Source organism: Fusibacter paucivorans, assembly GCF_018390735.1.
GTDB classification, from domain to species: domain Bacteria; phylum Bacillota; class Clostridia; order Peptostreptococcales; family Acidaminobacteraceae; genus Fusibacter; species Fusibacter paucivorans.
On the sequence record NZ_JAHBCL010000001.1, the window covers coordinates 125,479 to 140,306 of the forward strand.

The 14,828-nt window shown below is 39.6% G+C and carries 13 protein-coding genes and 1 CRISPR repeat array; of the genes, 2 read left to right on the forward strand and 11 right to left on the reverse strand.

Annotation, left to right across the window (positions count from 1 at the left end; all coding sequences use genetic code 11):
• The first annotated feature begins 73 nt into the window (after positions 1–73).
• Positions 74–607 (forward strand): hypothetical protein, encoded by a 534-nt coding sequence (locus tag KHM83_RS00550; RefSeq protein WP_213234942.1) that lies wholly within the window; start codon positions 74–76, stop codon positions 605–607.
• Between the two features lie 41 nt (positions 608–648).
• On the opposite strand, the gene KHM83_RS19815 is transcribed toward KHM83_RS00550, so the two are convergent.
• Together KHM83_RS19815 and KHM83_RS00555 are read right to left on the reverse strand one after the other, a co-directional pair.
• Positions 649–777: a hypothetical protein gene (locus tag KHM83_RS19815; RefSeq protein WP_281415008.1), complete on the reverse strand. Its 129-nt coding sequence runs from the start codon at positions 775–777 to the stop codon at positions 649–651.
• 6 nt (positions 778–783) lie between these two features.
• Positions 784–1,485, reverse strand: a complete 702-nt coding sequence (locus tag KHM83_RS00555; RefSeq protein WP_246542790.1) for a helix-turn-helix domain-containing protein — start codon at positions 1,483–1,485, stop codon at positions 784–786.
• A 303-nt stretch (positions 1,486–1,788) separates the two neighbouring features.
• Between KHM83_RS00555 and KHM83_RS00560 the strand changes: the two genes are divergently transcribed.
• Positions 1,789–2,979, forward strand: coding sequence for a MalY/PatB family protein (locus KHM83_RS00560; protein ID WP_213234943.1), 1,191 nt, complete (start codon positions 1,789–1,791; stop codon positions 2,977–2,979).
• Positions 2,980–3,240: 261 nt separating this feature from the next.
• On the opposite strand, the gene KHM83_RS00565 is transcribed toward KHM83_RS00560, so the two are convergent.
• The 9 genes from KHM83_RS00565 to cas8a1 all read right to left on the reverse strand — a co-directional run bounded on the left by KHM83_RS00565 (position 3,241) and on the right by cas8a1 (position 14,814).
• The gene (locus KHM83_RS00565) at positions 3,241–4,455 is read right to left on the reverse strand and encodes a Fic family protein (protein WP_213234944.1); all 1,215 of its coding nucleotides are present in this window, start codon (positions 4,453–4,455) and stop codon (positions 3,241–3,243) included.
• Positions 4,456–4,676: 221 nt separating this feature from the next.
• Positions 4,677–5,078: a GFA family protein gene (locus KHM83_RS00570; protein ID WP_213234945.1), complete on the reverse strand. Its 402-nt coding sequence runs from the start codon at positions 5,076–5,078 to the stop codon at positions 4,677–4,679.
• A 109-nt stretch (positions 5,079–5,187) separates the two neighbouring features.
• Positions 5,188–7,119: a CRISPR direct-repeat array (repeat unit 30 nt; unit sequence CTTTAAATTCCAAAATGGTCTATATCAAAC).
• Between the two features lie 167 nt (positions 7,120–7,286).
• Positions 7,287–7,562, reverse strand: a complete 276-nt coding sequence (cas2, locus tag KHM83_RS00575; RefSeq protein ID WP_213234946.1) for a CRISPR-associated endonuclease Cas2 — start codon at positions 7,560–7,562, stop codon at positions 7,287–7,289.
• A gap of 8 nt (positions 7,563–7,570) precedes the next feature.
• Positions 7,571–8,557 carry a type I-B CRISPR-associated endonuclease Cas1b gene (gene cas1b, locus KHM83_RS00580; protein WP_213234947.1) on the reverse strand — a complete coding sequence of 329 codons (987 nt, stop codon included), beginning with the start codon at positions 8,555–8,557 and terminating at the stop codon, positions 7,571–7,573.
• 61 nt (positions 8,558–8,618) lie between these two features.
• Positions 8,619–9,143, reverse strand: a complete 525-nt coding sequence (gene cas4 / locus KHM83_RS00585; protein WP_213234948.1) for a CRISPR-associated protein Cas4 — start codon at positions 9,141–9,143, stop codon at positions 8,619–8,621.
• A 26-nt stretch (positions 9,144–9,169) separates the two neighbouring features.
• Complete coding sequence (gene cas3 / locus KHM83_RS00590) at positions 9,170–11,467, reverse strand: CRISPR-associated helicase Cas3' (protein WP_213234949.1); 2,298 nt, start codon at positions 11,465–11,467, stop codon at positions 9,170–9,172.
• 22 nt (positions 11,468–11,489) lie between these two features.
• A complete protein-coding gene (gene cas5b, locus KHM83_RS00595; RefSeq protein WP_213234950.1) occupies positions 11,490–12,224 on the reverse strand; it encodes a type I-B CRISPR-associated protein Cas5b in 735 nt (244 codons plus the stop codon).
• Positions 12,211–13,065 (reverse strand): type I-B CRISPR-associated protein Cas7/Cst2/DevR, encoded by an 855-nt coding sequence (cas7i, locus tag KHM83_RS00600; RefSeq protein WP_246542792.1) that lies wholly within the window; start codon positions 13,063–13,065, stop codon positions 12,211–12,213. The genes cas5b and cas7i overlap by 14 nt, the downstream gene beginning before the upstream one ends.
• 63 nt (positions 13,066–13,128) lie before the next feature.
• On the reverse strand, positions 13,129–14,814 hold the full coding sequence (cas8a1, locus tag KHM83_RS00605; RefSeq protein WP_213234951.1) for a type I-B CRISPR-associated protein Cas8b1/Cst1: 1,686 nt from the start codon (positions 14,812–14,814) through the stop codon (positions 13,129–13,131).
• Between the last annotated feature and the right edge of the window lie 14 nt (positions 14,815–14,828).

A 14,828-nucleotide genomic window follows, 5' to 3' on the forward strand; every position in this document is an offset into this window, starting at 1 on the left:
TTATGGCATACTCTAAGGTATAAAGCAATTACCTCACATAATCTCTAATCCTCGAACTTAAAGGAGTTCATAGATGAACAATACAATCAATAACAATTTTGTCGGATATGACTATAAAACCATTACAACTGACAGCGAAAGCGTTTCTATGTATTTAGACGGTTTTACCAATTTCGGCTGGATTGTCGACGACAATATACAAACCAATAATATCAATGGTAAGGTCACTTTAAAATTTAAGCGAGACCGGAAAATTCTCAATAAAACGGAACTGACCAGACTTCAGCGACATTTTGAAGCCTGTATGCTTGAACTCAGCGCATTAGAACGGTCTAAAGCCTCTGATGCCACCGCTTGGTCATTGGTTGTCGGCTTCGTTGGCACCGCCTTTATAGCCGGCTCGGTTTTCGCAGTAACAAATGATCCGCCTCATATCCTTTTGACCATTCTCTTTGGAATCCCCGGATGCTTGGGATGGCTTCTTCCCTATTTTGTCTATAAGTCTAGAATTGTAAAAAAAACCGCAATGGTTAACCCACACATCGAGCAAAAATACGATGAAATCTATGGCATTTGTGAAAAGGGAAATAAACTGCTTAAAAATTAGCATTTGTTTCAATTACATCAAGCATATTTTTCGAATGAATTTTATTCCTGATGTTCTAAACCCATTAAAAAGGCACCAGCTCTTTGAAAGAGCGGTGCCTTTTTAATGGTTCTATCGTTTTTAGTAATTCTATCATTTTTAATCTTCTGATTTGATATTAATGCCGCCACAATGCCTCATGTCACAGAGAACATATTGTATATTTTCATATAGCGGTAATCTTCTTTGGTAATTTTTAGCGATCGTATAAACTCAGGCGTCTCCTTTTGAATTGCCTTTGTAATGTACATTTTAAGCGCAATGGGCATAAATGGTCTGAAAGAAATACCGGACATCAACCCCCATCGGTGATTAGCATCGGCAAAAGTCCCCATCATACTAATGGTGATGCTTTCAATCGGCGTCGCCTGATTGGTGAGAATCATCTTGGAAAGCGTATCATAATGCTCAGTAACGCCAAAGTAAGTGTTTTCACAGATGAGATACTCTTCAAAATTCTTGATATTCATATAGAGCATGGTTTTAAACCTGCCCGTTTCCACATCTTCTGTAATATCAATAACACAGCGAATCAAGCTGCTGTTTCGCCCATCGTAATAATAGGCATATAATCTGGCAGCATTCTTATAGAACACCGGGACACTCTGGCTCGTCACTGTCTCCGCCGCTTCATTTGGCGGCAAGAGCTGTTCCACTTTAATATTTAGTGCATCAGCGATGGCATAGAGGGTTCCAATTTCAATTGCAATCGCACCGCTTTCATATTTTGAAACCGTCGCCCGACTTTTATAAATTTTATCCCCCAGTGTCTGGAGGGTCATCCCCTTGCTCTTTCGAAACAACCTGATGCGATTACCAACGCTTTCTTGTATCATCATAACGCCCCACCTCCCTTTTAGTTTACGTGAAAAAGCGGCTATTTAACTTATACTTAGGCCAATCATTTCACTAGATGTTTCTTAAGAAGAAACTAATAAATGAAATTAGTGACACTCATCTTTCTCCGCACCCTAATTTGTTGCATTGTATCATTTATTTCTATTATAACGAAACATATTGCCATTTTGTATCTTTTCATGCAATTTTACCTGTTTGTCACATGAATACGACTGTGCCATAATGAATTCGAAATGACGCGTCCACATAATGTGATAATGAAATAATAATAAGGAGCAATGATAATGACATACGATTTTGATAAAATAACCGACCGACAAAATACAAACTGCATGAGTACGGACGGGTATCGCGAATACATGTTTCCGAGTTTTGGCGATATTCAATTTCCCTATGCCGACAGTCAGTTTATTCGCATGTGGATTGCCGATATGGAATTTCAAACGCCTGAGGCAATTCGCAATGCCATCAAAGATCGCCTTGACCATGGCATCTTCGGTTACTCAAAAGTTTTTGATCCGGATTATTACCGCGCCATGCTCAACTGGACAGAATCGCGTTATGGCTGGTCATTTGACAAAACGCATCTTTTGACTTCGCCTGGAATCATTCCTGCACTGTATGAACTCGTTGAATATATTTGTGCACCGGATGAAAAAGTCATGATCGTCACGCCATCCTATGCCTTTTTTAAACATGCCGCCGATTATAATCATGTGGAACTGGTTATTTCTGAACTCATAAACAACGACGGTTACTATACGATGGATTATGATGATTTGCGCACGAAAGCCGCTGATCCAAAAGTGAAACTCTGTATTTTCTGCAATCCACACAACCCGACAGGCCGCATCTGGACAGAGTCGGAGCTTAAGACTTTTGGCGACATTTGTCTTGAGAACGACGTGATGATGATTTCGGATGAAATACACTGCGATCTCATCCGCACCGGCACACAGCACACACCACTGGCAAAAGTGTTCCCGGATACCGACCAAATCATTACCTGCATGTCGCCAAGTAAAACCTTCAACATGGCAGGACTCATGTTTTCAAATATTATTATCCCCAATCAAACGATTCGTGAAAAGTGGCTCGCACGCCATTATCCTTTTGACAATCCACTCAGCATTACCGCTACACAGGCCGCCTATACAGAAGGCGCCGAGTGGTTAACCGCACTTAAAGCATACCTCGACGCCAATTTTGATTTCGTCGACAACTTTATTAAAACCGAGTTGCCCAAAGCATCTTTCAGAATCCCGGAGGCAACTTACCTCGCTTGGATTGACATCAGCGCTTATCTGCCTGACGAGGAAAACCTGCCGCTCTTCTTTGCAAAAAATGCAGGGGTTCTCCTAGAGGGCGGCGACATGTTCGTTTCAAACTCAAATGGGCATATTCGCTTAAATCTCGCCTGTCCGAGAGCCATTCTCGCCGAAGGACTTGAGCGGATTAAAAAGGCAATGGTATGATGGTTAATATATGCATGAATAGTATGTACCCTTGTTGCGAACGTATCTGGATGTAGCCCAGAAAGTGTTCTTATTAAGCTAACGGCTTCTCACAAGTGATTACCATAATAGTTATCAAAACAACAGCGCTGTTTGAAGAAATGACATTTTCTCAAAGCAGCGCTTATTTTATGCTTTTGTCATTTTGAAGTCTTTGTGGAATAAGTGTCGCATGAGTTGGCCAAAAGATGTGTTGTATGCCAACAGGTTAGATAGCGTGAATTATCTTCTTATATCATTGATAAAATCTAAATCTGCTTCGTAAATGTATTTCCTTCCAATTCTGTTTTGCTTTATTAAACTTTTTGTTTCAAGCAATTTTAATGAAGTTCGCACCTTTGAATCGCCAATATCCGTTATTTCAGATATTTCAGTAACACCCAGTCCATGCTCACCAAACAAACTGTTTTGCACTAATATATTCAGGATCTTGTTAATGCGCTCGTCAATGTGATTATCCAATTGGCTCATGATGCTAATTTGATTCTTGTAGAAATTCAACTTATTGATTCTCTCGAGCAATGATGCATTTAAGTCTTCTAATGATTCAGCCAATATGCTAAAAAAATACTCAACAAAGCTGGTTATCTCCCCTTTATTTTTTTCATCATTGACAACTTTAAAACTTTTATAATAACTGTTAATATCATTTTTTATTGTATACGCCAATCGATAAGCAATGAGTGGGTGCAATTCTCTTGATAGTAAGTAGCTGCTTATGAATCGACTAATTCTTCCATTACCATCATAAAAAGGATGAATATAGCCGAACATATAATGGAATACTGCAATACTTATCAGTTTGCTATAATTTTCATCATGTAAAATCAATAAACAGTCTGTCAACGTTTCAATTATCTTACGCTCAGGATTAATACCTGAATGAATTGTTTTACCCGTTTTACTTTGTACATATACCGGATCTTTTCTAAATATTGTTCCATCTGGTACATGGTCTATATTATCAGCTTTTATCTCACTTAAAACCAATTCATTGTACAATGTCCTAATGTCAGCACAATTTGATAATGCAAGTTCTTCTTCTGTCAATAGTTCATATTTTTTGACAAGACCATATAGTCTTTTAGTTTTTTTTCTGCCCGTTAAATCCTCTAATATTTCATTTATTTCTTTTCTCGTACTTATAACGCCTTCAATATCGTTTGTCATCTTAATTTCATCAATAATGCATTTCTTAGTATATTGCTTCAATGCAATGCTTGGTAAATGCTGTGCTTTTAATGCAAAGTCTTTATCCAACACTAATATTTTACTGATTAATTTCAAAATATTGTTGTTTATCACTACAAAAGCTTTATGATCGCCAATTGAAAATTTGTATCGGTAAGTGGATTCACTGTTGTATCTAGTTTCATAAGTATTCTTATATAATTCTGTATCCTCATAAAACATACTGGATAGTAGCCTATATTTCATACAAGACCTCCCAAACGTCATTATACTTATTATATTTCCTGATTAATAATAAGTAAATTGTTTTTTAGAGATTTTAATTGTTTGTTTTGCATTAATATAATCAATATTGTCTGGCCTGCGTACGTTCGCTACATGAGGTTACCTCAGTTATATGTTCTTTAAATTTCATAAAGGGCTATATCAAACTGCAACTTCTTTGAGCATGATCATTTTCTCTGATATTACTCTGGCAATTCATCAAAACATGGTATCTTTTCAAGTGCATCATCCCAAATCGCACGTCTATTAACAAAAATATGTGCGTCCGGCATTTTTTCAACATCGCTGTCCAAACTGCCTGCCGGTACGACAACGAGTTTTCCGTTCATTTGAACATTGGGAAGTGCTGAACCGCAGGTAACGCAAAACGCCTTGATATGCCCTGAATTTTTCAGTTCAAATTGCTGTACATTGGTTTCTCCGTTCAGCCAATTAAGCGAAGCGCCGGGTGCAAACAGATTTGCCGCATGCGCAGAACCCGTATCCTTTTGACAATACTTACAGTGACACAAATAAAATTGTTCGAAATTCCCAATTATTTCGAATTTCACAGTACCACATAGACATGAACCAGTATGTTTCATGACTTCAACCTCCTCGTTTTTTGTTTGATCGTTATACATAAACCATTCCTTCCTAATTAGCAGGATTATTTGCATGACGTTTCATAGACAGGGTACTTCATTCTACAACTTTTAAATTCCAAAATGGTCTATATCAAACGAAAATCGATCTTTAAACCTATAACCCGTACCTTCCTTTAAATTCCAAAATGGTCTATATCAAACATTGATGACGATGACGATTGGACAGATGAAAGCTGCCTTTAAATTCCAAAATGGTCTATATCAAACTGGTGCGGCGACCGTTACGATTTCTGAAACAGTTGTCTTTAAATTCCAAAATGGTCTATATCAAACGATGACATCTTCAAATTCAACTGTCCCGGCGTTAAACTTTAAATTCCAAAATGGTCTATATCAAACAAAAAGCGGGGGCTGTTGGCGCAGCGCTAGGAATCTTTAAATTCCAAAATGGTCTATATCAAACAACTTTGTAATCGACGCATGGGAAAATATATCAGAGCTTTAAATTCCAAAATGGTCTATATCAAACGAAATACCAGTGATCCGCTATGAAAAGAAAACAATCTTTAAATTCCAAAATGGTCTATATCAAACGCTCATAACTGAAGACGGAAACGGAGTGCAGAAAGCTTTAAATTCCAAAATGGTCTATATCAAACGAGGTGAGGAAATGAAAAAAGATGAAAACAGTAAACTTTAAATTCCAAAATGGTCTATATCAAACTCTGTTTTGGTTTTGTCTTGACGCTGTCCATTGATTTCTTTAAATTCCAAAATGGTCTATATCAAACGGCCGTATTTACCAGTAAGTGTGTCACCACGGATAACTTTAAATTCCAAAATGGTCTATATCAAACTTTTCAGCTATAAACGCCTGTAAAAACTTATCTTCCTTTAAATTCCAAAATGGTCTATATCAAACCCGACCACGCTTTGTATGCGACATCGTATTCCTTTCTTTAAATTCCAAAATGGTCTATATCAAACCAGCGTCAAATTTTTATCTGATACCCGCGTGCCTTTCTTTAAATTCCAAAATGGTCTATATCAAACCGCGTGGATTAATCAAGGGTATATTACTGAGACACCTTTAAATTCCAAAATGGTCTATATCAAACCGGCACCATTAAACCCCGAAATCGTTGAAAATACAGCTTTAAATTCCAAAATGGTCTATATCAAACAAGAGCGGCATATACCTATGAAGAACTTCAGGACACTTTAAATTCCAAAATGGTCTATATCAAACAGGTGCTGTAGTGATTGAAGGCTCGTCGACAGAATACTTTAAATTCCAAAATGGTCTATATCAAACTGTATTAGCGCAAAATGTACCTATTGCGCACACAACTTTAAATTCCAAAATGGTCTATATCAAACCGCTATCGAATTTGTCATTCCTTTTCTATAAAGTTTCTTTAAATTCCAAAATGGTCTATATCAAACTTTTGCATCGGCTCGCCCTGCCGCCATTCGTTGCTGCTTTAAATTCCAAAATGGTCTATATCAAACCATATACTCCTCTAACTTGTATAAATGATGAAAAGTCTTTAAATTCCAAAATGGTCTATATCAAACTTCATCAGCCAATATATAAGGATTGGTTTCTATCTCTTTAAATTCCAAAATGGTCTATATCAAACCGTGTGTTTAGTTTCTATTACTCTTTTGACTTCCATCTTTAAATTCCAAAATGGTCTATATCAAACGAAAACAAAGGATATCATCAAGCTGATGATAATTTTCTTTAAATTCCAAAATGGTCTATATCAAACCATAACTTCCCCTGTTACATCAGCACTACTAAAAAACTTTAAATTCCAAAATGGTCTATATCAAACTGATATGAGCTTTATCTATTCGCTTGTATCAAAATACTTTAAATTCCAAAATGGTCTATATCAAACTCAACAACTTGACCATCACCAAACACCATATTGATTCTTTAAATTCCAAAATGGTCTATATCAAACTAATCGAGAAATCTTCATAGGATATCGATTTCAACCTTTAAATTCCAAAATGGTCTATATCAAACCCCACAGGGGGAAAGCTTGTCACACCAATGGCTTGAGAAGTCGATTCTGTCGATCCCAGCATTTTGGTGTTGTACAAACTTATTATAAAAAATGAACTGAGTATTTGCAAGGCTTATAGCGATGTCGACCCCCGGGGTATTTTGCAGGGAGAGCGATCGACAGACGCTTAAATAAAATTTGACGTTTGATCTTCTGTGTTGCCAAACATCTTTTTGATCGGTGGCTTATCATATATGTTTTCAAATAGGATAACCGAATCTGATGCTCTGACAAGTTGACGGATCGAATTTTCCAGCGCCCGCACCTCACTTCGATCCAACTGACCTTCAAATACAGAAAACTGTATGTGATGAAGATATCGACTGCACAGGCCAAAGAGCTTCTTTCTTATCTTAACCCCCTGCTTGTCCATCTCAATGTCGTACATGAGAATAACGTACATGCACTCACCTACCAATCTAATGTAAACGGTTCATAAAGTTCTCCTGTTACCAGATATTTCTCTAGCTTTAAAAGCTCCAGTCGCACCAACGATCGATAGCGAACACTTTTTCCCAGCTTCTTATGAATAATCGTTTGATTCAACGTTTCTTCAAACGCTTTGACAACTTTTTTGCGTGCGCTCTCTTTTAAAAAAATACCATTTGATGCCCGTTCAAAATCATCCGTATCAATCATGCGCTTGTTGATGAGCCTAAAAATCAGACGGTCTACAATTAGCGGTTTAAAAACCTCGCTGACATCTAAGCTAAGCGAAAAGCGCCGTCGCCCAGAAGTGTGTAAAAAACTCACAGTTGGATTCAAATGCGTTTTGTAAATTTCTGAAACGCAAACCGTGTAAAACAAGCTGTTTAAAAAAGACAATAACGCATTGAGTTCGTTTTCCGGCGGCCGAATGGTACGTTTGTCAAAATCAAATGCATCGTTTAAAATCACGCCCCACTGTGCATAATAATGTCGTCTGAGGTTCCCTTCGAATCCCATCAGTGCTTCGATCGTATCTGCAGATTCGACTTTTGCCAATATTTTTTCAATTTCGTCTGTTGCAACTGCTTTCCCTCTCAGCTGGTAATAGCGCAGATTTCTTTGTATATTATAGGCAGCGCCATTAATAAAGGCCTTTGCGATGAGCAGCGCTTTATCCAGCTCTTTCGCTGCCAGCACCTGTCTAACGAGCAATTCTCCAGACAAATTACATTCCTTCGGATAAAAAGAACCCGTGTAATAACCGTAATAATTGAAAAAGTGGCAGGTGATTTCATGGCGATTGAGAAAGTTGATTGCCGACGTGTTGAAATCAACTTCATTAAAAATGTTGAGGGCATTTACCTTTTCGACGGGGATTTCTTTAAAAGTGCTATCTTCATAATGAATGCGAAGGGTATTATTTTTTCGGGACAGTCTCTGCCCTGCAAAAATATAGTAATCTCGTTTCATACAAAACTCCATGTCTCACAACTGAATTTAAAGCAGCTTTTCGATACGTTTTTCCAACCTCTTAAATGAAACAAAAATCATGATAGGCACAAGCTCTGCAAATGCGCTTTTTGATAACGGGCGGCGCTTTGGGCTGCTTGATAATTACGCTGATCGCTTCTAGTATCTTTAAAATTTCCGCCTCATCTGCCGCGGTGAGCACAACTATAACATTTCTGTGTTCTTCCGGATAACGTAAAATACCTTTTGAAATAATCGTCGCCTTGTAGTGCTTCATATAAAACATGTAGTATTTAAGCTGCCAGATGTCACTGCTCTCATTCTTTGACGACTTCTTCATTTCGTACAGCACATCGTCTTCAAAATTAATGCCATCAACATTAATGGCATCCACCATGCGATTCTTTTTTTCACGGGTATAGTAAGACTGCTCAATTAAACGTCCTATTTTTACATCCTCATTCTCTTTCTCAAACGTAATGCCTTTGCTGAATAAATAGAGTTTGCGTTTGCAGATAAAATAATAATTCAGCTGAACCCCGGAGATGCGTTCTTCTGACAAATCGTCCAGCAAACCATACGCCACTTCAAACACCTCGCTTTCAAAACAGTCTACAGGAATGCATCTTCTGGATTGGCCTCATCAAAGAGCAGTCCCCTACCGCATCGCGTCGTTTCGTTGAATTCATAACGGCAATCTGTTATAAACACGCCGTATTTGATGAGCATGTCATCATTCGCCTGACGATAGTATTTCATCTGACTGCGCCTCAAAGAGAGCGTATGCCGCATCAGTGTTTCCCTCGCCTCTAGATAGGCGGTCTGATTCGATCTATTTTCCAGTGCATTCATAAGTTTCTCGAACTCGCCGGACTTCACCAACTCATAATAAATATCAATCGGCATGCACGTTACATTGTCGATCTCTCGGAATGTTGCTTCCACCGTCTTTTTCGCGGCGTCGTATAATTTAAGCGCTGACAGCTCATTTAAATGCGTTTGAACCCTTGCCTTATACTTCTTAATATCAGGATTCAACGCCTCATTAAACACCGCGTTGATCATTGCCTGCTTATCTTGTTCATTGAGCCATTGCCCATCATACGATGTGAGCGCACGCCACGAAGCATTATAAATTTCAGAATCTATAACCTTATCATGTCCCGTGTTGCGCGTATTGAGCACAATAACATTTGGGCCTTCTTCATGGCTTCTGTAACGGCGCCTGTAAACGCGCCCCATGCGCTGGATAAAACTGTCAATAGAGCACATTTCCGTGTAAAGTACATCAAAATCGATGTCCAGTGAAGCCTCGACAATTTGAGTTGCCACCCATATACCCGGGATACTCTGTTTTTCAGGCGAATTGGTAAACGCTTGAACATCCGCTTCAAGCAGTGCGCGATCTCTTTGAATGTACTGGCTGTGAAGCAAGTATAAGGGCGTATGCATACCCCGTGATTCCTTTTTATCAATCAAGCATTGATAAATCGTTTTTGCCGCTGACACTGTGTTGGCAATCACCAGCACTTTGCGTTTTTCGCCTTGCTCACAAATGGCGTCATAAGGAATTGCCGAATGTGGTTCCAGCTTTAGCAAATGCCTTTGTTCACACTGCTCTGCCTCTAAAAGGAAGGTTTCAAAGAAAGTATCTTTGTCTATTACACCACTTGACTTCATCAGCGAAACGACATACTCCGGCAGTGTCGCCGTCATAACGAGGTACTGCCCACCGTAGGCCTTAATCAATTGCAGCCCTCTGATCAGGCAGGCAAGAATTTTCGAATCATACATTTGAATTTCATCGATGATGATTTTTGAATGACTGAGTTGGGCTAAAATCAGCTCAAAACCGTTGTAAAGGTAGACGCATTTAAAAATCTGATCTACCGTCGTCACCGTGAGCGGACTCAGGAAAAGGCGTGCTTCATTCATGCGATTGCCAATATCCCCCTCTAGGTAATCATCCCCCTGTCCACTTTCTTTTAAAAAGTAATCGGCCATGCCAGAGTGCACCAATTCAACGGGCGTATAGCCATAAGTCTTTTTCACGCGCTCATAAATGGCATTGATGCTAACTTTCAGCGGCAGTGTGAAAAAGCCTTTGCTCTGCGAGAGCCACAGCAGCGCCGCCTCTGTTTTACCGAGTCCCGTCGATGCAATGACGATCCCACTGCGATTCCGGTTTTCGTACAAATAGGCTTGAAGGGCTCGCAACTGATGATCGTTCTTTTGAAATGTATCAATGATCATTGCATCGAGCGTAAGTCCATTGACTGCATGTGGTTTCTCAATGGTTGAATCTTGCCCAAAAGCACTGGCGACATAATCTAGCTTATTAAGATATCCTTTGACTTTAACATAATTTATGGCCTTTTCTGAAAGAACGGGCTCATTTAACATGGATTCTGAAATGCCGTAAAAATCTGTCGTTGGCCGATCGTTAAAGTATTGAGGCAGCGTCATTGGAAATTCAGCAATGTCTTCACTGAGCTCTTGTAACAGCACGTTTTTTATATTTTCGCGCATTACCTTTGAAAACGCATCCCGCGCATGGTGCATCATAACTGCCGTAATGATAATTTCTGTCCCATCTTCTCCAAAATCCCTGTCCATTGCATTGACATCCATAAAGCAGGGCGATAAATAACCATGTGGTATTTCATCAATCGATGCATCGTTTAATGGCATTAACGGCAGTGACAGCTTTTCATAAAGTTTGTTTTGAAAGCGCCTGTTCACTTTGCCGATATCGTGAAACCATACGGCGGTTTCGAGCATTTGATATACTGATTCGGATAGAAATGCTGGAAAATGCGCTTTTAGGTAGTTATAGTGATACATTAAATCCAGCGTGTGGGATTCAATGGTTTTTTGTTCAAATGTCTTTGCCAAAAAAAGCTGTGCCATAGAGAGTCTCCCCATTGTCACACTACACTAAAAAGATGTGGTCACCATTTTCATCCACCATGCATGGCATATCAGAAGCATAGCCGCCAAGTCGATCACTGCCGGATGTATAGAGTACGCGCAAACGTTCCGGCCACTTCCGAACGCCATTTTCAACAACATATGTTTTTGTCAGCCGATAAACCGTTCCAGAAATGGATTTTGCCTTTCTACCCGTAAGCGCTGCCATTGGAATGTAGTGACTCTGTCTTAGATCGTCAACGCTGATCAGCGCCTCCTTTGCTTCCGTAAGCGTCACGCTGTCAATGCGGACGAGATCTTCGTGTCGTCCAAGTGCTAGATAGGTTGCTGGATGCTTCAGTGCTTGAAAAATCGTCTCAACCTTTGATTCGTCCAGCACCTGAACGTGTATAATAAGCGTAACACCCACCAGTGTCTGCACATGCCCCGTGCCACGCGTCATGCCATGGGCACCGCCATCTTTGAGCGGAACTCTCAAATTGTATCGGCCGGGTTCTTTATCATAATTTGCAGCCGGTTTAAACTCATAGCGCGTGAATAAATCGTCACATTTTGAAACGTAATGCCCTTGTACAGAAATATTCATGGGTTCATACGATGTGAAACCGCAAGCTTTGTGAATCATTCCAATGACAGTAGAATATGGTGGCAAAGGAAAAGTCTCCTTCAACTGATGTGAGCCCGGCATCTTATAATTAGCATAAGACTGATAGAGCCTCAGTTTAATTAGTTTCATAGAAATCATCCACTTTCTGATCCAATGCTTTAAAAAATGCGCCAATTCCAATCGGTGTTAAAGCTTCAATGTCTGAATCGTTGTTAAAGACACCGCCAATGTACCCAATCTCCGTATTTTCTGCAATTACCTCATCAAGCGCCAGAACCTGTGTAATCATCGCCGTCTCTAGTTTACCGTTCTTTACTTTAAGCCTACCTTCGAAATGCGGCGATTTCATATCGTAAACCCCTCCGATAATAAACAGTGGCGATAAATTTTCACGTCTGCCTTTAATGTCCCTGTGCAAAAGTTTAATGCCATTTAAAAGTGTCTTGACACGCCTTGCTTTCTCTATATTATCAATAGTGATATCACCGTCAATGCCTACGAGATCGAGATCGAGGGTTAGGGTGTAAGCATAGAGCGATTCATGGATTTCACTTTGGGCAATCATCTGCCCACCGCCAACTCTTTTGGAAAGTCCCATATTCGTTAAAAAATCTAAATCTGATTTATAAGGTTCCAGTGCAATGGCATGACTTAATCGGCACACAGCGCTTCGCGTGTCGGCGCCCTCTTTTGCTTTGGTCTTCATATAACCAAAAAAATCGATTTCAGGATATTGATCAATGGTCGCATCCGGCGAAAATTGCGCCACGGTTTTTTCAACACTGACAGGTGTGTCTTGCCATCCCAATGTTTCTGTTAGGCTGTAACGAATCGCTTGCCTTGAAATATACGTATAGGTGTTGCCATCGCCGCGATGAAGCTTCTTTAAAGTGCTGATATTACCGAAACCTTCTGAATAATTGGCGCTGTTGGCATTAAAAATCATACTAATGGTCAATCCCTTTTTCATAATATTTGCTCCTTTCAGATACCTTTTTTTATCATTTTTCATCTGCTTCATGCTAAATATACTTTATTCAACGTTCGCCTTCGTTTGGTATGGCAATCCTTTTAAACCGATCACAAATGCATAGCCAAAATTCATAAAATCATCTTCATTTTTAATTGTTTCTACAAACAGTGAGGGGATTTCTTCTTTTGTAGCCGCATAAAGCCGTATAATCCGATCCAAAAATAAGGATTTGTCGCCTGCTTGCAGTGCGTTGGTCAGCTGGTAAATCAGCCCTCTCATTTTATTGTCCACATCATCTGATGTACTCCCCATCTTTTGACGCATTTCGATGCCCTTATGGTACATCACATCTACTTTTTTCATATTTTTTTCCAAAGCCGTTTCATCTCCTTTCAATCCATTTCGCCTAAAAAAGCATGTAATCACTTGTGTTTTAATGAGATTCATAAGATTGATCTGGGCGTTAAACCCGCTTTTCTGTCCGCCTTCACTCGCTGCTTTTACATAAACCATGCAAATGCTATAGAGATTTTCGCCATTGCTAAGTCGCCTGAGTATTTCTGTGTATAGATTGATCCAAACATCGTGCAACTGGTAAAAACGTTTTTCATAATATTTCAAATAGGGCATTGACCGTTCTAAAATGTGAAGCTGATTTTCATCTAGGTGCTGGATGCGATAGCGCATATCACCAGATGAAGACCCCTCACGCCGAATAATCTCTACGTCACTGACGACAAACCCCATTTCAGTTCTGTCCATTTGCACGTTAAGGCCATTAATAATCTGCGAATAGGTGCGTTCCTGATAGGCATCATAGCTTTCAAGCGCTGAAAATTTTGTGCCCGTATTGTTAAAAGCCTTTAAATTTTGTATGCTGTTGTTCACGTTAACGAATAAACCCTTGCGTTTCAGGTTAAAAAAACCGGCCGGCATGCATGAAAGCACAAGTTTACAGAAAGGACACACCTGTGCTGATGCTTTAAAATTCCAATCATGTGACGGCTTTCGCTTATAGTCAACCCCATAATCTGACAACCATGTGCTAATGGGATCAAACCCGGCTACCTTCTTGCTAAAGCCGGTTTCGCATTCAGAGCATGTATATTTGCCGTTCGCTGATAATTTATCAGCAGCATCGATACACGGCTGAACAAATTCCTGCCGATAGAGGGCATTCATTTCATCTTTCACTTTGGTGCTGTTAAAAAAAGCAATCCCGCCCCAATAACTGTCGAGAATGTTGTAGGCGATATCTTTATATAGAAAGACATCTCTGTATTTTTTGAAATAGGCCATCAATGCCTCTAAACTTTCATATTGGAGACGGCTGTCCTTTTCCTTTTTAATCGCCTTCATTTGTGCTGCTGGCTCATATGTTTCGCCGTAGATTTTCTGAATGATCTGATATGCCGACGGATAGCTTCCTGCTGTTCGATCGACCGTTGCCGCATAACTTCCAAGCCATTCCTTAATTGCTTCCCCAAGATTGGGACTTGTCGCATCAATGGCGTTAAATCCTGACAGCATTTTATTCACCGTCATCTGTTCACCATAAACGGCTTTAAAGTATTCGAAATAATCCTGTTCGAATACTTCAAAAGCTTCTGGTTCAACTGTGATCGCCCCCCGATAGGGAACATCTTCCTGAATCAAGTGTTTCTTTCCCGCCTGTTCTATAATACGGCAAAATCCAAGTAAACCCGCATTATAAAGACCATGAGAAACATTGAGTACAATTGCCATTCACACGTCTCCTC

Coding starts and splice junctions, on each gene's coding strand:
- cas3 (WP_213234949.1), bottom strand. CDS start 11,467: ATGGCACAGCTTTTTTTGGCAAAGACATTTGAACAAAAAACCATTGAA.
- KHM83_RS00555 (WP_246542790.1), bottom strand. CDS start 1,485: ATGATGATACAAGAAAGCGTTGGTAATCGCATCAGGTTGTTTCGAAAG.
- KHM83_RS00560 (WP_213234943.1), top strand. CDS start 1,789: ATGACATACGATTTTGATAAAATAACCGACCGACAAAATACAAACTGC.
- cas1b (WP_213234947.1), bottom strand. CDS start 8,557: ATGAAACGAGATTACTATATTTTTGCAGGGCAGAGACTGTCCCGAAAA.
- cas7i (WP_246542792.1), bottom strand. CDS start 13,065: ATGAAAAAGGGATTGACCATTAGTATGATTTTTAATGCCAACAGCGCC.
- KHM83_RS00550 (WP_213234942.1), top strand. CDS start 74: ATGAACAATACAATCAATAACAATTTTGTCGGATATGACTATAAAACC.
- cas8a1 (WP_213234951.1), bottom strand. CDS start 14,814: ATGGCAATTGTACTCAATGTTTCTCATGGTCTTTATAATGCGGGTTTA.
- cas2 (WP_213234946.1), bottom strand. CDS start 7,562: ATGTACGTTATTCTCATGTACGACATTGAGATGGACAAGCAGGGGGTT.
- KHM83_RS00565 (WP_213234944.1), bottom strand. CDS start 4,455: ATGAAATATAGGCTACTATCCAGTATGTTTTATGAGGATACAGAATTA.
- cas5b (WP_213234950.1), bottom strand. CDS start 12,224: ATGAAACTAATTAAACTGAGGCTCTATCAGTCTTATGCTAATTATAAG.
- KHM83_RS00570 (WP_213234945.1), bottom strand. CDS start 5,078: ATGAAACATACTGGTTCATGTCTATGTGGTACTGTGAAATTCGAAATA.